This window comes from Photorhabdus aegyptia (assembly GCF_000612035.1).
Lineage (GTDB): Bacteria > Pseudomonadota > Gammaproteobacteria > Enterobacterales > Enterobacteriaceae > Photorhabdus > Photorhabdus akhurstii.
Genome location: NZ_JFGV01000051.1, coordinates 17183 through 38080 on the forward strand (window position 1 = coordinate 17183; position 20898 = coordinate 38080).

Annotated in this window: 15 protein-coding genes and 1 pseudogene; 11 read left to right on the plus strand and 5 right to left on the minus strand. The window is 43.7% G+C overall.

Translation table 11 applies throughout. The features are described from left to right. Positions 1–54 precede the first annotated feature (54 nt). Positions 55–324 (plus strand): YeaC family protein, encoded by a 270-nt coding sequence (locus BA1DRAFT_RS15360; RefSeq protein WP_036780796.1) that lies wholly within the window; start codon positions 55–57, stop codon positions 322–324. 56 nt (positions 325–380) lie between these two features. Here BA1DRAFT_RS15360 and pncA read toward each other — a convergent pair whose 3' ends face one another. The 3 genes from pncA to sppA all read right to left on the minus strand — a co-directional run bounded on the left by pncA (position 381) and on the right by sppA (position 4042). Then, positions 381–1019 carry a bifunctional nicotinamidase/pyrazinamidase gene (gene pncA, locus BA1DRAFT_RS15365; protein WP_036780797.1) on the minus strand — a complete coding sequence of 213 codons (639 nt, stop codon included), beginning with the start codon at positions 1017–1019 and terminating at the stop codon, positions 381–383. A gap of 12 nt (positions 1020–1031) precedes the next feature. Further along, entirely contained in the window at positions 1032–2051 is a 1020-nt protein-coding gene (ansA, locus tag BA1DRAFT_RS15370) for an asparaginase (protein WP_036780798.1), read from the minus strand. A gap of 125 nt (positions 2052–2176) precedes the next feature. Then, the gene (gene sppA / locus BA1DRAFT_RS15375) at positions 2177–4042 is read right to left on the minus strand and encodes a signal peptide peptidase SppA (protein ID WP_036780799.1); all 1866 of its coding nucleotides are present in this window, start codon (positions 4040–4042) and stop codon (positions 2177–2179) included. A 171-nt stretch (positions 4043–4213) separates the two neighbouring features. Here sppA and BA1DRAFT_RS15380 point away from each other — a divergent pair, with 171 nt between their 5' ends. Genes BA1DRAFT_RS15380 through BA1DRAFT_RS15390 form a run of 3 tightly spaced genes read left to right on the plus strand, consistent with a single transcriptional unit; the run spans position 4214 to position 7755 of the window. Next, entirely contained in the window at positions 4214–4765 is a 552-nt protein-coding gene (locus BA1DRAFT_RS15380; RefSeq protein WP_036780801.1) for an NAD(P)H nitroreductase, read from the plus strand. A 12-nt stretch (positions 4766–4777) separates the two neighbouring features. Further along, positions 4778–5821, plus strand: coding sequence for a selenide, water dikinase SelD (gene selD, locus BA1DRAFT_RS15385; RefSeq protein ID WP_036780802.1), 1044 nt, complete (start codon positions 4778–4780; stop codon positions 5819–5821). Positions 5822–5826: 5 nt separating this feature from the next. After that, positions 5827–7755: a DNA topoisomerase III gene (locus BA1DRAFT_RS15390; RefSeq protein ID WP_036780803.1), complete on the plus strand. Its 1929-nt coding sequence runs from the start codon at positions 5827–5829 to the stop codon at positions 7753–7755. A 65-nt stretch (positions 7756–7820) separates the two neighbouring features. On the opposite strand, the gene xthA is transcribed toward BA1DRAFT_RS15390, so the two are convergent. Continuing rightward, positions 7821–8627 (minus strand): exodeoxyribonuclease III, encoded by an 807-nt coding sequence (xthA, locus tag BA1DRAFT_RS15395; RefSeq protein WP_036780804.1) that lies wholly within the window; start codon positions 8625–8627, stop codon positions 7821–7823. A 502-nt stretch (positions 8628–9129) separates the two neighbouring features. Here xthA and BA1DRAFT_RS15400 point away from each other — a divergent pair. Beyond that, a complete protein-coding gene (locus BA1DRAFT_RS15400) occupies positions 9130–9993 on the plus strand; it encodes a helix-turn-helix domain-containing protein (protein WP_036780805.1) in 864 nt (287 codons plus the stop codon). A gap of 268 nt (positions 9994–10261) precedes the next feature. On the opposite strand, the gene BA1DRAFT_RS15405 is transcribed toward BA1DRAFT_RS15400, so the two are convergent. Then, complete coding sequence (locus BA1DRAFT_RS15405; protein ID WP_152544334.1) at positions 10262–11218, minus strand: hypothetical protein; 957 nt, start codon at positions 11216–11218, stop codon at positions 10262–10264. A 1172-nt stretch (positions 11219–12390) separates the two neighbouring features. Between BA1DRAFT_RS15405 and BA1DRAFT_RS15410 the strand changes: the two genes are divergently transcribed. From BA1DRAFT_RS15410 to BA1DRAFT_RS15440, 6 genes and pseudogenes are all read left to right on the plus strand, one after another. Continuing rightward, complete coding sequence (locus BA1DRAFT_RS15410; protein ID WP_036780807.1) at positions 12391–14919, plus strand: type VI secretion system Vgr family protein; 2529 nt, start codon at positions 12391–12393, stop codon at positions 14917–14919. Positions 14920–14921: 2 nt separating this feature from the next. Then, positions 14922–16532 (plus strand): esterase/lipase family protein, encoded by a 1611-nt coding sequence (locus tag BA1DRAFT_RS15415; protein WP_036780808.1) that lies wholly within the window; start codon positions 14922–14924, stop codon positions 16530–16532. Then, positions 16525–17616 (plus strand): T6SS immunity protein Tli4 family protein, encoded by a 1092-nt coding sequence (locus tag BA1DRAFT_RS15420; protein WP_036780810.1) that lies wholly within the window; start codon positions 16525–16527, stop codon positions 17614–17616. The genes BA1DRAFT_RS15415 and BA1DRAFT_RS15420 overlap by 8 nt, the downstream gene beginning before the upstream one ends. A gap of 135 nt (positions 17617–17751) precedes the next feature. Beyond that, positions 17752–18846, plus strand: a complete 1095-nt coding sequence (locus BA1DRAFT_RS15425; protein ID WP_036780812.1) for a T6SS immunity protein Tli4 family protein — start codon at positions 17752–17754, stop codon at positions 18844–18846. A 551-nt stretch (positions 18847–19397) separates the two neighbouring features. Continuing rightward, on the plus strand, positions 19398–20516 hold the full coding sequence (locus BA1DRAFT_RS15435; protein WP_036780814.1) for a hypothetical protein: 1119 nt from the start codon (positions 19398–19400) through the stop codon (positions 20514–20516). Further along, a pseudogene (locus tag BA1DRAFT_RS15440) lies at positions 20513–20898 on the plus strand (ImcF-related family protein); the annotation flags it as partial. The gene BA1DRAFT_RS15435 and the pseudogene BA1DRAFT_RS15440, both read left to right, overlap by 4 nt.

Genomic DNA, 20898 nt, shown 5'->3' on the forward strand with positions numbered 1-20898 from the left:
AATTTACGCAAAAAATCGTTTCAGCTAATTCTGGAAAATAATGAGGAAATATCAATGGAACTGGATGATCTGTTATCTGTAATGACACCAGAAATATATCAACGCTTGGTTCAGGCGGTAGAACTAGGTAAATGGCAGGATGGCGTGCCTCTAACGGTAGAGCAGAAAGAGCATAGTTTGCAAATGATTATGCTATGGCAATCAAGGCATAACCATGATCCGCAACATATGACGATTGGTACTGACGGTCAGTTGGTGATGAAGAGTAAACAAGAACTGAAAGCGACCTTTCAGTCTGAAATGGTGGCAACATTCAAGCCATAATCTTTGGCGAGTTGAAAAGGCTGAGTGTGTAAACTCAGCCTGACCTTGGATTGATATCAGAGGAGAGCGTTTTCTAGTTGATCAAGTTCTATCAATATAGCGCCTTTCTCTTTTATCTCGTTGAATGCTGATTGGCTATCATTTGGGCTGAGGTTAACCCCCCGGCAACCATCAGTAATGACCCAAGTTTCATAACCTAATGCCAGCGCATCCAGCACAGTAAACTTCACGCAATAATCAGTCGCGATACCGATAATAAACAGGCGTTCAATTTGCTGTGCTTGCAACCAGTCATCAAGCCGGGTTTTACTCAGATGGCCGTTGTCAAAGAAAGCACTGTAGCTATCGATCTGCGGATTTTCACCTTTATGGAAAATTTCGAGAATGGCTTGCTTGTTTAGCTGTGGATGGAAATCAGCGCCTGGCTGACCCTGAACACAGTGTACCGGCCACCATACTTGTGGAATACCGTTTAATATACCGATATCACCGATCTGTTGCCCGGAATTTACTGCGAAGCTCATATGTTCAGCGGGATGCCAGTCTTGAGTGGCAATAATGCTGATATTGTGTTTCAGACAAATATCAATTGCCTGATTTGCCGCAACAATGACTTGTTCACTCTCTTCTACGGCTAAAGCGCCGCCGGTACAGAAGTCGTTCTGTAGATCAATAAGTAATAGGGCTGTTTTCATCTTTTTCCTTGATTATTTATCAGGATAACTTAATTCACCACGTAAATTTTGTTGCATTAAATAACGAATTTTTTCATTGCTATAGGGTTGACTGAGTAAATAGTGCAACTTGGTTAAAGTTGCTTCAAAAGTCATATCGTAGCCGCTGATTACCCCTGCTTCCGCCAGAGCATGGCCCGTTGCATAACCTTCCATATTTACTCGGCCAGAAATGCATTGAGTCAAATTAACAACCACGATCCCTCTCTCTGTTGCCTGTTTTAGCTCTTTCAGCAGTTCAGGGTGCTGAGGTGCGTTTCCGACGCCATACGAGCGCAGGATGAGAGCCTTAACCGGCTGCATTAAAATATTATTCACAACCTGACTGGAAAGGCCAGGGTAAATGGTGATTACGCCAATTGGCTGAGGAGTAATCCGATGAGTAATAAACTCACCATGACTGGCAGGGGCAGAACAAGCATTGAAAGTTTTGATGTTAATACCGGCTTCCATTAATGGAGAACAGTTTGGTGAGGCAAAAGCATCGAAACCGTCGGCATGTGCTTTGACGGTCCGATTCCCACGAAACAGTTTATTATTGAAAAACAGGCTGACCTCGTTAACCGGGTAATTAGCGGCAAGGTAAAGCGCGTTCAATAAGTTTGTCTGCCCATCAGAGCGCAGCGCTTCCAGTGGGATTTGCGACCCTGTGACAATGACTGGCTTACCCAGATTCTCAAACATAAAGGAGAGGGCCGATGCCGTAAATGCCATTGTATCCGTACCATGCAGGATCACGAACCCATCATAATCATGGTAGTTTTCTCGGATATCATCAGCGATAAACTGCCAGTCTTCTGGGGTCATGTCAGAAGAATCGATCAGTGGTTGATGTTCACGGATGGTGAATGTCGGCATTTCCGGTCGATGGAATTCGGGCATCTTTGTTAATTGACGCTGTAAGTGCCCGGAAACGGGAATGTATCCCTGAGATGAGTGTTGCATCCCAATAGTTCCGCCAGTATAGACGACATAAATAGACTTCTTCTGCATGACTGTACCTCATAAAAAGATCAGCTGGATTATAGGAGTATTACAGAAGAAAAAAAGCCTGACAGGGATTTGTCAGGCTAAATTAATCGAGTTATTACCTGGAATCAGACATTATTATCGGCTGTTTAGCGAATATCTCCGCAATTTAAACAGAATGCATAACGATTTTGTGGATCATTCAGATGGCGATAGAACTCACTTTGTTGTTTCACTTCCTGAGCCACCTGCGCCAATGGAGCGGGGAGCCAGGCTTGAACAGCTTCCGGTACGATAACTTGCGCGGTTGTTGTCAACTGACTCATCAGCAACTCACTGAATGACATTTCAGGCTGCATCCAGTCAAGTTCTGGGTTATCCAATTTTGCCAATTCAGCCGCTTTAGTGACCGCATCATCGAAATCTCCTAATTGGTCGACCAATCCATTGGTTTTAGCATCATGACCAATCCACACATGCCCCTGAGCAATTTTATCGACTTCTTCACGTGTTTTATGGCGTGAATTAGCAACAAGGCCGATAAAGTTGTTATAGCCATTTTCGATATTAAGCTGCATCAGCTCTGAGAACTGTTTGCTGAGTCCTTTGGTAACAGAAATACCCGCGAGTGGCGTCGTGGAAACGCCATCAGTGTGGATACCAATATGTTCCAGACTGTTTTCATAAGTGGTGATGACACCGAAGATACCGATAGAACCCGTCAACGTACTTTGGTTTGCGATGATGTAATTAGATGGAGTAGAGATCCAGTAACCACCGGATGCCGCCATTCCTCCCATAGAAACCACCACAGGTTTATTTGCTGCGCGTAGCGCGGCCAGTTCGGTGCGAATAACATCAGAAGCGCTCACACTGCCGCCAGGGCTGTTTACTCGCAGAATAACAGCTTTGATATTATCATCCAGACGGGCTTGACGAATCTGAGCGGCGGTTGTGTCACCGCCAACCATACCTGGCGTCTGCTGCCCATCGACGATTGCGCCTTGTGCGACAATAACGGCTATATTGCCTTTAGATGATGATCTGCCTTCCACCAATTGCGGTGCATAATCGTAAATGCTGATAGCATTGAAGTGGCGGTTTTTTTCGTCCCAACCAAAGGCTTTTGTCATGTCGCTTTCAATGACATTGCGTGGCGCAACATAATCGACCAGCTTGTGTTTAAGCGCATATTGCGCATTGTCTCCGCCAACAGCACGTAAGCCGGCAATCATCTCATCAGCGCCTGGAAATACCTGATCAACAGTGAGTTTGCGGTTGGTAGCGACAGTATTGAGATAGTTGTGCCACAGACCGTTGACCCAACGGCTATCAGCTTCGCGGGCATCGGGGGACATATCATCACGCATAACCGGCTCAACGGCTGATTTATACGTGCCGACGCGGAAAATATGCGCGGTGACTTTCAGTGAGTCCAGCAAGGATTTGTAATACAGGTTATTGGTTGAATAGCCATAAAGACCAACTGTTCCTTGTGGCGATAGATAGATTTTATCGGCAAAGGTAGACAGATAGTACTGTGACTGATTATAACTATCACTGATAGCATAAACGGGTTTACCGGAAGTTTTAAACTCATTAATTGCCTTACCGATATACTGCATGGATGGCTGGTCGGCGCTGATGAAATCATCAAGTTTCAGCACCAGACCCGTGATTTTGGTATCGGTTTTTGCCTGGCGAATGCTATCAACAATATCAAACAGGGAGTTTTCCTGAAATTTATTGCCGGATGCGCCAAACAGTTCACGGCTCAATTGAGTCAATGGAGTACGGCTGGAGACCTGATCCACAATAACACCGGTGAGATTGACATATAATGCTCCCCGATAACTATCCGCCGTTTTGTTTGGCTGTTGATAAAGCAGAAAACCGCCAACTACAACCAGAACCAGCATGATAAAAATCAGGTTTGAAATGACTTCCCGAATAAAATTTAATAGTCGCCAACTCCATTTAAATAATCTTGCGATCAACTTCCATAAAATACGCATATCATCTCCAAAAATAGGATCAAGTAAAGCTATCCTAATGATCAGACATGTAAATGTCAGCTTCAAATAGTGGCATATTGTCTGAAAAGACAGCTTTTGGGACTTTTATTTGTTAACAAATAAACAGAAAATGTTAGCTTATAACAAAATACATTATCTAGGAGAGAAAAGATGGATGCATTAGAACTTTTGTTGAACAGACGTTCAGTATCACGTTTAACAACCCCGGCGCCTCAAGATGAAGCATTACAGCATATTCTGGCTGCGGGAATGAGAGCGCCTGATCATGGCGCACTGCGTCCGTGGCGCTTTATTGTCATGCAGGATGAAGGTATTGAACGGTTCAGTCGATTACTCCATCAAGCAGCCATTGATAGTCAGCTTGGCGCTGATGCGGAAGAAAAAGCGAAAAGCGCGCCTTATCGCGCGCCATTAATCATCGCTGTCATTGCAAAAGTGGCTGAGAATTCCAAAATACCGGAATGGGAACAGGTGGTTTCCGCGGGTTGTGCGGTACATGCGATGCAAATGGCGGCGGTGGCTCAAGGGTTTGGCGGTATCTGGCGTACCGGTCCGTGGATTGATGATAATACCGTGCGTGCCGGTTTGGGGTGTGATGAACATGACAAAATAGTGGGTTTTCTCTACCTTGGAACGCCTGTGTTAAGAGCGCCCAATAAGGTTACTCCGCCGGATATGACCAATTTTGTCAGCTACTTGTAACCGGGGTCTGTTATGTCAACAGAAGTTCGTCTTACCCAATACAGCCACGGCGCTGGATGCGGTTGTAAAATTTCGCCAAAAGTTTTGGAAACCATTCTGCATAGTGAGCAGGAAAAATTTCTTGACCCTCATTTACTGGTTGGTAATGAAACCCGTGATGATGCTGCGGTTTATGATATTGGTAATGGTACCTGTATTGTCAGTACGACAGATTTCTTCATGCCGATTGTAGATGATCCATTTGATTTTGGGCGCATTGCCGCCACAAATGCTATCAGTGATATTTATGCGATGGGCGGTAAGCCCATCATGGCGATAGCTATTTTAGGATGGCCTATCGATAAATTGGCGCCAGAAATTGCCCGTAAGGTGATTGAAGGCGGCCGGGCTGCGTGTAAAGGGGCTGGGATTACGCTGGCGGGAGGGCACTCTATTGATGCGCCTGAACCTATTTTTGGTCTGGCTGTAACCGGTATCGTTAATATTGACCGAGTGAAGCAGAACAGCGCGGCGAAAGCGGGCAGCCAGCTATTGCTGACCAAGCCGCTTGGCATCGGTGTATTAACCACGGCGGAGAAAAAAGGCTTGTTGTTGCCTGAACATCAGGGCGTCGCGATAGAAACCATGTGCCGCTTAAATAAGTTGGGGATGGATTTGGCCGAGGTGGCGGGTGTTACCGCAATGACTGATGTAACCGGGTTTGGTCTGTTAGGGCATTTGAGTGAAATTTGTGAAGGATCGGGGGTTCAGGCCACTCTCCATTTTGCAAAAGTGCCTAAATTGCCGGAAGTGGAATCCTATATTGAAAAGGGTTGTGTTCCGGGGGGAACCGGGCGTAACTTTGATAGTTACGGTCATCTTGTTGGTGAAATGACAGAACTTCAACGCAAACTGTTATGTGATCCACAAACATCCGGTGGCCTGCTGTTGGCTGTTCTACCAGAAGCTATGGACGAAGTGAAAGCGATTGCACGATGTCATGGCATCGAACTGACCGCGATTGGTGAATTGTCTGAGCAGCAGTCAGGCAGAGTACTCATTGAGGTTAATGAATAATATCCATGCGGCTTTTTATTGCAGAAAAACCTAGCCTGGCCAGGGCGATTGCCGATATTTTACCCAAACCGCATCGCCGTGGTGATGGCTTTATTGCTTGTGGCGATAACCAGTTTGTTACCTGGTGTATCGGTCACTTGCTGGAACAAGCGGAACCTGATGCCTACGACGGTCGTTTTGCCCGTTGGTCATTAGTTGATCTTCCAATTATACCTGAAAGATGGCAGTTAAAACCGCGACCTTCTGTTGAGAAACAGCTCAACATCATCCAGACGTTGTTGGAAAAAGCCGATGAAATAGTGCATGCCGGTGACCCGGATCGGGAAGGGCAACTGTTGGTGGATGAGGTTCTGGATTTTTTGAAGCTGGATGATGTCAGGCGTAAAAATGTTCGTCGTTGCTTGATAAGCGATCTAAATCCGCAGGCGGTGACCAGAGCGGTTGAGCGGTTGAGAGATAACCGGGATTTTATTCCGCTATGTGTTTCGGCTCTCGCCAGAGCCAGAGCTGACTGGTTGTATGGCATTAATATGACCCGCGCCTATACCTTGCTTGGCCGTAATGCAGGGTATCAAGGGGTATTATCTGTCGGGCGTGTTCAGACCCCGGTTTTGGGGTTAGTGGTCCGCCGAGATGAAGAGATTGAGCATTTCGTACCCAAAGATTTTTTTGAGGTGAAAGCGCATATTGTTACGCCGAAAGATGAACGTTTTATCGCTATTTGGCAACCGAGTGAATCTTGTATCGATTTTTTGGATGAAGAAGGACGATTGATCCACCGGCCTCTGGCTGAACATGTGGTTGCCAGAATAACCGGTCAACCAGCCTATGTGACCTCTTATCAGGATAAACGGGAATCTGAAATCGCGCCTTTGCCATTTTCATTATCTTCTTTGCAGATTGAAGCTGCTAAGCGTTTTGGCCTAAATGCGCAGCAAGTGTTGGATATTTGTCAGCGATTGTATGAAACACATAAGCTAATTACTTATCCCCGTTCTGATTGCCGTTATTTGCCTGATGAACACTTTGCCGGTCGTCATGCAGTGCTTAATGCGATATCTATTCACGCAACAAATCTGTTGCCACAAGAATTATTGGAAATAGATAGAAAGAATCGTTGTTGGGATGATAAAAAGGTTGATGCTCACCATGCAATTATCCCGACAGCCCGAAGTAGTCATATAAATCTGACAGATAACGAGGCTAATGTTTATGGTTTGATTGCCAGGCAATATTTGATGCAATTTTTCCCGGATGCCATATTCCGTAAATGTGTTATTGAATTAGAAATTGCCGGTGGAAAATTTATTGCTAAAGCTCGTTTTCTTGCTGAGGCAGGTTGGAGAACGTTGCTTGGTAATAAAGAGCGTGATGAAGAGAATGACGGAACGCCATTACCCGTTGTTGCTAAAGGTGATGAATTATTGTGTGAAAGAGGAGAGGTGGTAGAGCGCCAAACCCAACCACCGAAACCATTTACTGATGCAACTATCCTTTCTGCTATGACGGGAATTGCCCGTTTTGTACAGGATAAGGAACTGAAAAAAGTTCTTCGTGCAACAGATGGACTGGGGACGGAAGCAACCCGGGCTGGCATTATCGAACTGCTGTTTAAACGGGAGTTTCTTTATAAGCAAGGGCGCCATATTCATGCTACACCTGCGGGTAGGGCGTTGATTCATGTATTGCCTGATATGGCTGCTTTACCGGATATGACCGCCCATTGGGAATCCCGGTTAACACAAATCAGCGAAAAACAGTTCCGCTATCAAGATTTCATGGGGCCGCTTGAAGAGACATTGCAGCAATTAATTTGGCAGGCTAAACAGAACCGTAATTTAACAGCTTTTCGTGATTTACCACCACTGCCGGTTAAAGATAAAAGAGGGAAAAAAACGAAAGCAACAAAAAATAGTAAAACAGCTGCGCCATAGGGCGCAGCAATTATTAATTAACGTTATTTTAAAATAAACGATTGATATTCTATGTTAATAGAATATCAGATTTTAAATTCTGCCCAAACAGGGGCATGGTCCGAAGGTTTTTCCATCTCACGGATTTTATAATCAATACCTGTTGCGATACAGCGCTCCACCAAGGGTTTAGTTGCAAGCAATAAATCAATACGTAGCCCGCGATTATCATCAAACCCTTTGGAGCGATAATCAAACCAGGAAAATTGGTCGTTACATTCAGGATTGAGATGGCGGAATGTATCAACCAAGCCCCAGTTTTTCAGGCGATCCATCCAATCTCTCTCTTCTGGCAGGAAAGAACATTTACCCGTTTTTAGCCAGCGTTTTTGGTTGTTCTCACCAATTCCGATGTCCAGATCTGTCGGGCTGATATTCATATCGCCCATGATAATCACTTGTGATTGAGGGGTTAAGTTTTGCTCCAGATAGTTTTGCAGATCCTGATAAAATTTCTCTTTTGCCGGAAATTTCACTGGATGTTCACGGCTTTCTCCCTGTGGAAAATAGCCATTAATAACGGTCAATGGCCCGTGTGGGGTTTCCATTTCTGCCATGATAACACGGCGTTGAGCATCTTCATCATCCCCTGGAAAACCACGATGTACAGCAAGAGGCGCCTGGCGCGTTAACAGAGCGACGCCGTAATGGGCTTTCTGGCCGTGGTAAAATACATGATAGCCAAGTTCTCTCACCTCTTCTAAAGGGAACGCTTCATCATGAACTTTTGTTTCCTGTAAGCCGATAACATCGGGTCGATGTTGCTCGACGATCGTAGCTAACTGATGGGGGCGGGCACGTAATCCATTAATATTAAAAGAGATAAATTTCATCTTTTACAGCCATCCAGTAAAAAGACACAGGAACAATAGTAACAGATGGATCTTAAAAAGTAACTATTGACAATGGTCAGTACGAAATAGTAACGGCCCCCCTAATATTATAATTTGTTGTGGAAAATATAATAATTTGTGGTGAGAAACAGCCTCTGTTAGACCGTTTTTATCTCAAGTGTTACAAAAATTGATTACTGAAAAATGTAGAACCCTATCCTAATCTTTGATAGAAAATTGAGCTCGTTAGTAATGTTTATATTTTCTAATGGTTGATTGGTTGAGATTAATTTTTGAACCATGATAAACATGAATAATAGAGTTTATTGAGCCACCTATGTATTGAACATACGCTTTTTTTATGTGGTATATGTTTGAGAAGTATTTGTTTTTTTGTACAAAATTTATGCCTTCACAGTATCAAACTTGATTTAGCTGTCATTTGGTGAAGGCTATTTCAAAGAAATTATTTTAGCCACAAGTTATATAGGAACGGTGAATTATGTTTTTTTCTCGTAAATTAGAAGCATTCATGGCAGTGGTGGAAAATGGTTCTTTAAGTAAAGCGGCAAGAGTGATGAACCGTACAACTCCTCCAGTAGCTAAATCAATCAAAGACTTCGAGGCAACATTAGGGAAGCGCCTTTTCAAAAGGGAGAAATTTGGGATGAGTCTGACTAAAGATGGTTTAGAATTATATAATGATCTTAAAGATCTTTATTTACAAGAAAAAGAAATAACTAAAAAACATATCAGTGGTAGTATATGTAACATAGTTAATATTTATTACGATTGGGGGAAAAACAAACATCTTATTTATTTATATAAAGCAGCTGACAGAAATAGCTCCCAGGTAAATATATTCCGGTTTAGTTATGATAACATTGAAGAAATAGTGGATTACGACGGCAACACGCTCATTCTGAGCTCAGAAAAGATACTAAGTGACCGTTTTAGTCTCATTCGTAAAATAAAAGGGCCTGAATTGGGAATTTGCTGCCGAAAAGAATTATTGGATATTGCTGGTGGCGATGTGATGCAATTGCTCAAGAGTAATACTTGGCTATGCGATCCTGTACTTTATAAAAGTAGTTTCATTAAAAACCTGGAAGAAGAAGTTATTCAAAGTGGTGGAAAAGTAAATATGCGTCAGATGGATAATATGGGATGCTGCATGAATTTCATTTATTCCAGAGATTATATATTTATTACCGATTCTCATCCTGACGAATTGGAAGGCGGAGATGCTTTGAGTTTTGTTCCTATTGCAAAACCTGGTGCAGCAAATCAATGTTATATTTATAAATCTAAATCGCACTCAAGTGTACTTAATCGTTTCATCGATTCAGTCAATGACATGAGTTAAAATTCACCTACGCGGAGAGGATTATTGTAAGCTCCGCGTTGTTGTTATGTGGAGATAATTATAAAGACTTTTCACTGTACCTAAATGATAAACTTATATTTATAATTCTTATTTGAATATTCCGAGTGAATATCTGGTAATGGTGAGGAAAAATGGACTGTTCCTCGCCTTTTGGGGCAACGTATACGAAAGCCTGACATACTTATTCATTCTTGTCTGGTGTCAGGACAACCCATTTGTGCATGCACAAATCTGCATGGCCTTTGTTTTACTGCTTTAGCCACGGTGTTGTGGCGCTCCAAAAAATGATGTTCGCCCCTAAATAGCTTTCGGCAAAATCGGTAAACTCCTGCTGAGTGAAGGTTTTTTTGGTTTTTGGGTTGGTATAGGTTAGCGTGGGTTCTTGGACTGCCATTGCCACCAAATCCAGTTTGCCCTTGTAGCGATTGAAAAAGGGATAAGCGTTTTTCATCTGAGCAGATTGATACGGTACGATATCGGGGCCGCCGAGACCGATCTTATTTTTCGACGCGAAATTAAAAAAGCGAGACATATACTGATGATCATTATCCCATTCACATGGCCAGAAATTAACATATTGTACCACGTAGGATTTTTTAAATACCTGGCGGGCAAATTTGATATTATCAAGTTCGGCGGCAAAATAGCGGTCACAGCTAAAACCAGTCTTATCCTGTTTCATATCAATATCAACGGCGGTTTCTGGTAGATTAATCCCGGCAATACGGCCATCAAATTTTTTTGCCAGTTCGGAAAGCAGATTCTGATAGCTTTTACGCAACGCTGTATTCCACTGAATAGCAACCCAACCATAACTTTGTGCTTTGCCTTCACCGGGATTATCAACTTGAGCAACTAAACCGCCTTGATATTTTGTGTCTTGTTGGAGATAAAATGGAATGTAGCGGGCATTTTTCTCAAAAAAGCGATCTTGGATCTGAATAAACAGCTTCTTTTTTATTCTATTAAGCAACGACAGATCTTTTTCGATGGCGGAAAAATCATATTTCCCTGGCTCGCTCTCCAATTGTTTCCAGCTATAAACAACCTGTACACCGTCAATGTCTTGACGTTCCAACAGAGGACGTAATTGATCGAGCTCATCGGATGAAGTGTAGAGATAGTTTTGTGGTTTTCCTGCGAGTGCAGCAGTTGACAGTAGACTAAAAATCAGAGTAGCTGAGATAAGTTGTTTTAGCATTATAGTTTCTATCCTTAATTATAGGGGAATGAATCTCATCAATTTATGACAGCTTAACGAGGTAGATAGTTCCATTACTTGATGAATTTATTTAACATCAAAAAGTTACTTTATTGATTAATTGGTAATTATTTGCCACGTCTTAGTACTCATTTATCTCTATCTTTGTGAATAAATTCTCATTAAAAACAAATGAGCATGTTATCAATGAATATCATATTCATTGGGATTGTTGACTGTTTTACAGAGAAACGTTTAGTGATTTATTTTTAAGTTTAATGAAAATTAAACGAAATGCATTTTATGATAAAAAATATTGACTTTATTATCGGCTAATTAAGAGAATTGTCCTGCTCTACAAATAATTTATCTTGCTGTAGAAGATTAAGGAATAAATGGTGGGCATATCAGCATGAAATGTAATTTACACCCATTCTTGATAATAGGTTGTTTGAATCGGTTAATCGAATTGCTAATTCTTGGGACAGTAAAAAGGTAGATATCCTGAGAGAGTATCATTAACAATATTCTGATTAATCCATCGGATTGTATTCGTGGTAGCGCCTTTACACTTGCCTTGCGGCGACAAGGTTGGTCTGTTTTTTTATCTTGCATCACCGGATATCTTGTTATTAGTATAGCATGAATGAGAATTATTCTTTTTTACAGTGAATTGATGCGTGATATTTAAAAAGGAATAATGAAATTGAAATCCATGTAACATATTGAATAGGAATGAAAATAGGATATTGCTCTCATGGGGGATTATCTGATTATAACAGAATTCTCAAGTCCTTCTCATTTTATGGCAATCAATGCAAGCTTATTTTTGTCAATAAATGTCATGTTGTTGTTATGTGGGGTTAAATATCCTGGTCGATATGCGGTTATACCAATGGTGATAGAGTCCAGACATTAAAAATTGTATTTTTTTGAAAAAAGAGTTGATCTTTATAGGCACCCATTAAGAGGATGGGAGAATTTGTAAATCGCTCATCCTGTTCATGCCTTGATGTATTGCGAAAACATGAATGGCCTGTGTAAATATTTACGGTTCAGTTAACTGCCGACCGGGAAATACCGGCGTGGGTTATTTCCCGGTATGACAATAATGACATGGCCCTATATTGAGTTCTTATTGTTGACTAATAGCCGCAGAAAATTTAGGAGAAAATATGACGTATTCAACACCGGTGATCATCTTTGATCACAGCCGCTACAGACTAAAAGTGTGGTACAACAAAGCGCCGCTGGATGTGCTGGCCTTTACCGGGCAGGAAGCCTTAAGCCAGCCGTTTCGCTATGCCATTGAATTCACCAGTTCGGAGAAAGGGATTGAACCGGCACAGATGTTGATGCAGCAAGCCTCATTCACCCTGACTTCACCTGAGATCAATCCGGGGATACGGTGGATGTCGATTGTGCCCCCGGAGCCGCTGCGCTCGGTTTACGGGGTGATCAGCGGCTTTAAACTGCTCTCTACTTCGCGGGACGAAAGCCGTTATGAAGTGATACTGGAACCCCGGCTGGCGCTGATGGCGAGAAGCCATCAATACGCCATCTACCAAAAACTGTCCGTGCCGGAGATTGTGGAGAAGATTCTGCGGGAGCGGCATGGCTTTCGCGGGCAGGACTTCTTGTTCAGTCTGACACACAACTACCCGAGGCGGGAACAGGTGATGCAGTATGGCGAAGATGACTTGCGCTTTATCCAACGCCTGCTGGCGGAAGTGGGTATCTGGTACAAAGTGACAGCGGATGACCGGTTAAAGATCGATGTGGTGGAGTTTTATGACGATCAACGTGACTACCAGTTCAACGTCTACCTGCCTGCCCGCAATCCGTCAGGCATGCACGGCGAGGAGGACGCGGTGGTGTGGGGCATGGAGACCGCGTATCAGGTGGTGGAGGGAAAAATTACCACCCGCAATTATGACTACCACGATGCCCGGCCGTATCCTGGCCTGAACACCGAGGCGGATGTGACACGGGGCGACCAAACCACCTATGGCGAAGCGTACCATTACCGCGATGACTACCGGATACCCGGCGACCGTTACGCCTATCAGCCGGAGACGGAAAGTGGGGTGTTTTATGCCCGCCTGCATCATGAGCGTTACCTGAATCAACGCATCCGCCTGCGGGGAATGACCACTTCCGCTACGCTGGTGCCGGGGCAGGAATTGAAAGTGAAGGGGGACGCCCCGGAAGCGTTTCGCAAAGGGGCGATCATCACCCAGATCACCAACAGCGCCCGCCGGGACAGCAGTTTTGAGATGGCGTTCACCGCCATTCCCTATTCCGAGACCGTGTGCTTTCGCCCGGAACGGGTGCCGAAACCGGTGATGGCCGGCACGATACCCGCGCGGGTGAGCAGCACAAAAGTGAATGATATCTACGGCGATATCGACAAAGACGGCTTGTATCGGGTGTCGTTTGACTTTGACCGGGCGGAATGGACGCAGGGGAGCGAAAGCTTGTGGGTGCGTCTGGCGCGTCCGTACGCGGGGGAGAAGTATGGCTTTCACTGGCCGTTGCTGGAAGGCACCGAAGTGGCGATCGCCTTTGAAGGGGGCGACCCGGACCGGCCCTATATTGCTCATGCTCTGCACGATTCAATGCACCCGGATCACGTCAATCTCTACAACTACAAATGCAACATTCTGCGCACCCCGGCGAATAACAAACTGCGGATGGGTGACGAACGTGGTCGGGAACATATCAAACTGAGTACCGAATACGGCGGTAAAAGCCAGTTGAACCTAGGTCATCTCGTTGATAGCCAGCGCCCACACCCGGATAAACGGGGTGAAGGCTTTGAGCTGCGAACCGACGACTGGGGCGTGATCCGGGCCGGTAAAGGGTTGTTTATCAGTGCGGATAAACAGGCCAAAGCGGGGGGTGAGGTGCTGGCGATGGAGGCGGCGCTGAATCAACTTCAACAAGCGCAGACCTTAACCGAGGCATTATGCGGCGCGGCTGAAATCGCTAAAGCGGAACTGGCGGATTTGCAGCAACAGAAGGCGTTGTTAAGTGAAACGTTAGCTGAACTGAAAAAATCCGCGTTGTTACTCTCCGCGCCGGAGGGTATCGCGCAGACGACGGCAAAAAGCCTCCAGTTGGCGGCCGGGGAAAATATTATCGCCACCAGTGGGAGAAGTACCGATTTCAGCGTATTGAAAAAATTCACGGTAGCGGCAGGTGAAAGGATCAGCCTGTTTGCCCAAAAACTGGGCATCAAACTGTTTGCCAGCAAAGGCCGGGTAGAGATTGAGGCGCAGGGTGATGAGATGGGGCTGGCGGCACTGAAAGATATCACGGTGAATAGCCATGAGGGAAAAGTGATCATCAGCGCCAAACAGGAGATCTTGCTGGTCAGTGGCGGTGGTTATATCCGAATAGGAAATGGTCAGGTGGAGTGTGGTGCGCCCAATCATATTATCCAACGAGCAACAGTGTGGCAGAAGTTTGGCGGGCAGAGTGTTAGCCAGATGGTTTCCCAACGTGAAACAGTGGATTTTTCCGTCACACCGCAGGTGCTCTGGCCTTTTGATGATATGCCGGTGAAGGATCAACATGCCTTTTTGCACAATCATGACGATAGTCAGCACTCTTCGATAACGGGTGCAGACGGTAAGACGGCTAAACAGAAGAAATTGGGTGTGGAAGCAATAAAGTTTTATTTAAAAGAAGGTAAGGAGTGATTATGACTGATTCATCAGAAAAAGTGGTTGTTTATCCTGTTTATGATGAGCATGGCAGGTTGTATTACCCGCTAGTGAGTGCACCCAGCCATAAGGATCTGACGGCGATTTGCTATAAGGTGCCTAACCGGGTGATCCCAGTGATTTTTCTGCCCGGCGTGATGGGGAGTAATTTGCAAGATCAATATGGAACGTCAGTCTGGCGTGTGGATGGTTTTGGAAGCGTGTGGGAGTGGATGTTAAAAGGAGCAGAAACACGAAAAAAGCTGCTTGATCCGGAAAATACTGTGGTCGATTCGAGTGGAAGGGTGGATGACAATCATAAAGAAGGCTCCAAATTCCCTTCTCGTCAAGAGCGAGGCTGGGGGCAGGCATCTTATATGAGTTATGGAGAATTTTTACCCTGGCTCCAGGCTGCGTTGGATGATCAGGATGAGTTATTGTTTAACCGGTTGAATAAGACAGGAGAACTGACCCTGCGTCAGAAACTGGAGTTTATGGATCTACAGGCGGAAACGGGGGAAGAAAAGCTTTTATCGAAAGAGATTAAGCTGAGTTATCAATATCAGTTTCCGGTTCATGTCATGGGATATAACTGGCTCCAGTCTAATGCGGATTCGGCAAATCAACTGGTTGAGTATGTTATTGATATTATTACACGCTATAAACAGCGTGGTCAGCCCTGTGAAAAAGTGATTCTGGTGACACACTCAATGGGGGGATTAGTGGCGCGTCACTATTCAGAGAAACTGGGAGGACATAAGAAAATACTGGGTATTGTACACGGTGTCATGCCGACCTATGGCGCGCCGACGGCTTATAAACGGATGAAAGCGGGTGAAGGGGGGGGAGTCGGACTGGTTATCGGCAGTAATGGTGCCGAGATGACGCCAGTGATGGCGCAATCACCGGGACCACTTCAACTATTACCCGGTTTGAGATATGGCACTGGGTGGTTGCAGATTAAAGATGGTAAGACACTTTATACCTTACCCAAACGCGATCCTTATGAAGAAATCTACTTGCAACGTGATAAGTGGTGGGGGCTATGCGAAGATCGTCTAATTAATCCGGCCAATGAGAAAAGAAACAGGGTAATAATGCAGGCGGATTGGGATACATATCGTGATATATTGTCGACAAAAGTCCGGCCTTTTATTGAGGGACTAACTGGTTGTTATCACAGCAATACCTATGCCTTTTATGGTAACAGTACCACACACCTCTCTTACGGTGTCGTGAGGTGGACTCGTAGAAGTTATGTTGACCGGGGAGATGATCCTAGTCTGGCATTTAATAGACCGGTATATGATCCATTTAATAATCACTTTTCTGATACACGCATGGTGGGATATTCCTTCGACCCAAACAAACCCGATGACCATAGCCATTTAAGAGCTTTTATTCTTGAACAGCCGCAGCAACCCGGTGATGGAACAGTACCGGTGCAGGGTGGAAAGTTTACCGCTGGAGGGCTGCGTTCAATATTGGGGGCGGAGGTTGATCATGAGCATGCCTATAATACTGATAAAACCCGTTTTTTTACTCTGCGAGCAATTATCAAAATAGCGCAATTAGTTAAACAAACTTCCCTAGCTTATCCCGATGAATAGAAAAAGAGTATTAATCATTATTGCAATTGTCAGCTTGTTGTTGCTGGTGTTTTACGGGTTATGGCAACAGTTACAGCCTTATCCCCCTCATACTGTGTTAAATCAGAAGGAAAAATTAGCCGTGGATAGATTATTAACAAACTTGCAAACCCGTTGTATTGGCCGATATTTGGTTGATTTGCCAGCGGACTACAATAACACTGTAAATATGGCTAGGGTAAATGATAATTGGGTAGAGACTCAACGGCTCTACTTACCTGCTTTTGAGCAGCGTATTCAGTTACGGGAAGAGGCATTACGGCAAACAAAAACGGTGGAATCGATTGATATGCCTTATTTGAAAAATATCTACCGTTTACCTGAAGGAATGCAAGGGATTATTTTCGAGCGGATGGAGAACCAAAGTGTACCGGATGTAGTCCGGGTGTTGGAAGCTCATCTGTACAATAATGGTGTGGCAATAAAAGTGGAGATGAAAGCGAAAGATGGCTCTGCGGCACGTTATGACAAGGATCGACAGACTGAACCGACGGTCTATACCAATACTGTGCCAGAGAAATTGGTTGAGTTGAAAAACTTATTATCCCGTATACAAGGACGTAAGGAGACGGAAATACCCACTACCGCTGGGAGTTGTATTCCCAATGCGTTTATTATCGATAATCACAGGGATAAGGAAGATATTGGTTCATTATATAAAACGAACCCGGATAATTATTTGAATGTGAGGATACAGACGGATAACTTTATCCGGGAAAAAGACAGCATGCTGGAACGCCTCGGTGTAATTAAAGCGAGTCTGTATCGAGGCAGCATTTTCCGTAAAGGAGTGAGGAAAATTAATAAGTTGGATACCGAAGAGTTGCTGTTGGTGGGGCAGCAGCCGAATAGTGATGATCCTCGTTATCAGTTTACATTACTGACAAATGAAAAAACTGGCGGAAAGGAAACACCGGTGTTTGATTTAACGGTGGTTAATGATGAAGAAACACCAACAGCCTATACTCAGAATGAAATCGTGGCATTTTGGGATGCGATTAGTCAGACCGTCAGGGTTAGACCCGGTGCTTTTAAACGGCAATAACATGCTTCAAATAAAACCCCTTATAGGGATGTAAGGGTTAACCATCAGGATGAAGAAAGAGAAGCAAAAACGAATACTGATTTACGTTCAGTCATTCAAATAATGTAGTTAAACAAACTTCCTTGGCTTATCCCGATGAATAGAAAAAGAGTATTAATCATTATTGCAATTGTCAGCTTGTTGGTGGTGGTGTTTTACGGGTTATGGCAACAGTTACAGCCTTATCCCCCTCATACTATGTTAAATCAGAAGGAAAAATTAGCCGTGGATAAATTATTAACAAACTTACAAACCCGTTGTATTGGCCGATATTTGGTTGATTTGCCAGCGGGCTATAATAATACTGTCAATGATGCTATTTGGATGAATGATAATCTCATCGAGACCAGCTTGCTCTATCCGCCTGCTTTTGAACAGCGTATTCGGTTACGGGAAGAAGCATTACGGAAAACAAAAACAGTGAATCCGGTTAATATGCCTTATTTGAAAAATATCTACCGCTTACCTGAGGGAATGCAAGGGATTATTTTTGAACGTGTGCAAGATCAGAGTGTATCGGATGCAGCCAGAGTATTGGAAGCTCATTTGTACAATAATGGTGTGGCGATTAAAGTAGAAATGAAAGTTTCAAATGCTTCTGCTGCACGTTATGACAAAGGGAGGCAAACTTTTCCTGATATTTATGATAATGATGTGCCAGAGAAATTGGTTGAGTTGAAAAACTTATTATCCCGTATACAAGGACGTAAGGAGACGGAAATACCCACTACCGCAGGGAGTTGTATTCCCAATGCGTTTATTGCCGATAATAACAGAGATAAAGAGTTTATGGAGTTGGTGTATAAAACGAATCCGGCTAATTATTTGAATGTCACCATGATGACGAATAACTATATTCGGGAAAAAGACAGTATGCTGGAACGCTTCGGTGTAATTGCAGCGAGTCTGTATCGGGGAGGGGTTTTCCGTAAAGGAGTGAGGAAAATTAATAAGTTGGATACCGAAGAGTTGCTGCTGGTGGGGCAGCAGCCGAATAGTGATGATCCGCGTTATCTGTTTACATTACTGACAAATGAGAAAACAGGCGGGGAAAAAACGCCGGTTTTTGATTTAACAGTGGTTAATGATAAAGAAACACCAACAGCCTATACCCAAAATGAAATTGTGGCGTTTTGGGATGCAATTAGTCAGACCGTCAGGGTTAGGCCCGGAGCTTTTAAACGGCAATAACACATTTCAAATAAAACCCTTTATGGGATGTAAGGGTTAACCATCAGCAGAAGGAGAAACCAGATGTTTAAAGAAATAATCAGTTAGTGAGGTTAGATGTGATTAGTTTTGGTTTTTGGGGATCGGCATTATTAGTCTATCTTTTAATATTATTTTACACTTGGCCGATAATTGTGATGCTTGATGTATCTGCCATTTGTCGGATAAAGAAATGCATTCAAGATAAGAAGTACTGGCGTGTGTCATTCTTGGTTTTTGCCGCTGTATTAATGAGTGGCTCCCTTATCTTCTTATTAATGATATGGATAAGATTATATGGTTAAACGGATGAGAATATGAGGAGATAATTATGTTTATCAGTCATATCATTGATCAAAGTAGAATCGTAAGCGTGACAGCGTTAACGTTCTATGATAAAGACAAATCGGTTAAATTAATCGGTGGCCTGATTTTTTATTTAAATGCGAAACAGGGTATGCATTCAATGGTGATATATGATTGTTGTTGCCCGTTTTCGATTCCATTCCCTAGGATAATATCGAGTTATTATTATGAGTTGGCCTATTCCTGAAATACCGGAACTTAAAGTCGTGGCGCCTCTGCGTTATCGATTATGGTTTATCATTTTACTTTTGATATTGATTGTCGGTACATTGGTTTACGCTGTGCTAAAAGATACCACCGATTTCTATCATGCGGCGATTTATAGCAGCTTACCGTCCTTTCTGGTGTGGCTGCTATTATTTGGTGCGGTATTAAATCGCTATGAGCAATATTGCGCGGCAGCATACGCTTGGGAAGAAGCCAGTGCTGAAACTCGTTTCCAATGGCAGCAATGGAGCAGAAAACAACTGGCGGTGATCGGTAATATTATTCTGACGCCTGAGCAACAAGGTATTGCGCCATTGTTAGGTGATGCGAAAGAGATTCCTGCTTTTCCTGAACAAGGACGGGCATTATCTCTGCCATCAAGCGATAGACGGCAATTATTAGCTAAAATTGATCAGGATTTTGAACAACAATGTCCGGGTTATCGTTCTCTTTTACGCCAGATTTATATTGCTTCCGAGGATCACGCTTCTTATGAGCCTGCGATATATCGACAGTGGAAAATGAACCCTTTACCGATAATAAACCGAGATGAGATCGATAAATTATACGATGAGGATGATTTCGAAGGGCTGATAATGGTTATTGCATTCCAGTGCTGGCCTTCTGAAAACAACAAGAAAGCCTACAGTGAATTTGTCTCGGCTCAATTATTTTCGTCGATAAAATTTGCCGCGCAGGAAAAACTTACTGTCCTTGCCGGTATGGGAAGAACCTTACCTTCATTACCCGGAGAAATAATCAAAGACTTACAGATATTGTTTGAATATAACCGTATTGATAAAAATAACATGCGGCACCTTTGGATAACGGGTGTCACGAATGATGTTCTGACTGAACTGGCAATTAACAGTCATGACTCTGAGTTTAATCTTTTCACCGAAAATTCGGTTCATTTAATCGATCATACTTTTGGTCCTCCGGGGCCGCTATCGATATTTTTGGCATCAGCCATGCTAACTGAGGCAATTAGCCTGACCGGTAGCGATCATATCGTTATCAATCAATTACCAGAGGGGAGCGCTAGCCTCTATTTAATGACTAAGGAATTACATCAATGAAAATTAATCGTCATCACCAATATGGCTATTTTGGGTATATTTTTATTACCCTTAGCCTTGCTGGGATATTTCTCATGTTGATCTACTTGAATAAAACATTACTTGAGGAACGGGGGCTGCTTAAATCCGCATTGTATGCCTACGCCACAGTTTTTCCGCTCCTATTAATAGGTTTATTTGGCAATGCTGTCTGGTGGCATATTCGGCAGAATAAAGCGCAGAAAAAACTCAGACCTGAAACCGATCGGGCATCGGATCGCTCCAGCCAGTCCGCTTTGATACTGAATGACTTGGGCGATCGCATGCGCCTCCGTTACGGGCGGTTCTGGTGGTATAAAGTCCGCATTTTACTGGTGGTGGGCGAAGTGGAGCAGGTGGAAGC

What these genes read in the sequence shown, in the direction of transcription:
- BA1DRAFT_RS15380 (WP_036780801.1), top strand. Translation starts at nt 4,214, where the DNA reads ATGGATGCATTAGAACTTTTGTTGAACAGACGTTCAGTATCACGTTTA.
- ansA (WP_036780798.1), bottom strand. Translation starts at nt 2,051, where the DNA reads ATGCAGAAGAAGTCTATTTATGTCGTCTATACTGGCGGAACTATTGGG.
- BA1DRAFT_RS15435 (WP_036780814.1), top strand. Translation starts at nt 19,398, where the DNA reads ATGAGTTGGCCTATTCCTGAAATACCGGAACTTAAAGTCGTGGCGCCT.
- BA1DRAFT_RS15425 (WP_036780812.1), top strand. Translation starts at nt 17,752, where the DNA reads ATGAATAGAAAAAGAGTATTAATCATTATTGCAATTGTCAGCTTGTTG.
- BA1DRAFT_RS15415 (WP_036780808.1), top strand. Translation starts at nt 14,922, where the DNA reads ATGACTGATTCATCAGAAAAAGTGGTTGTTTATCCTGTTTATGATGAG.
- BA1DRAFT_RS15420 (WP_036780810.1), top strand. Translation starts at nt 16,525, where the DNA reads ATGAATAGAAAAAGAGTATTAATCATTATTGCAATTGTCAGCTTGTTG.
- pncA (WP_036780797.1), bottom strand. Translation starts at nt 1,019, where the DNA reads ATGAAAACAGCCCTATTACTTATTGATCTACAGAACGACTTCTGTACC.
- selD (WP_036780802.1), top strand. Translation starts at nt 4,778, where the DNA reads ATGTCAACAGAAGTTCGTCTTACCCAATACAGCCACGGCGCTGGATGC.
- xthA (WP_036780804.1), bottom strand. Translation starts at nt 8,627, where the DNA reads ATGAAATTTATCTCTTTTAATATTAATGGATTACGTGCCCGCCCCCAT.
- BA1DRAFT_RS15410 (WP_036780807.1), top strand. Translation starts at nt 12,391, where the DNA reads ATGACGTATTCAACACCGGTGATCATCTTTGATCACAGCCGCTACAGA.
- BA1DRAFT_RS15360 (WP_036780796.1), top strand. Translation starts at nt 55, where the DNA reads ATGGAACTGGATGATCTGTTATCTGTAATGACACCAGAAATATATCAA.
- BA1DRAFT_RS15390 (WP_036780803.1), top strand. Translation starts at nt 5,827, where the DNA reads ATGCGGCTTTTTATTGCAGAAAAACCTAGCCTGGCCAGGGCGATTGCC.
- BA1DRAFT_RS15400 (WP_036780805.1), top strand. Translation starts at nt 9,130, where the DNA reads ATGTTTTTTTCTCGTAAATTAGAAGCATTCATGGCAGTGGTGGAAAAT.
- sppA (WP_036780799.1), bottom strand. Translation starts at nt 4,042, where the DNA reads ATGCGTATTTTATGGAAGTTGATCGCAAGATTATTTAAATGGAGTTGG.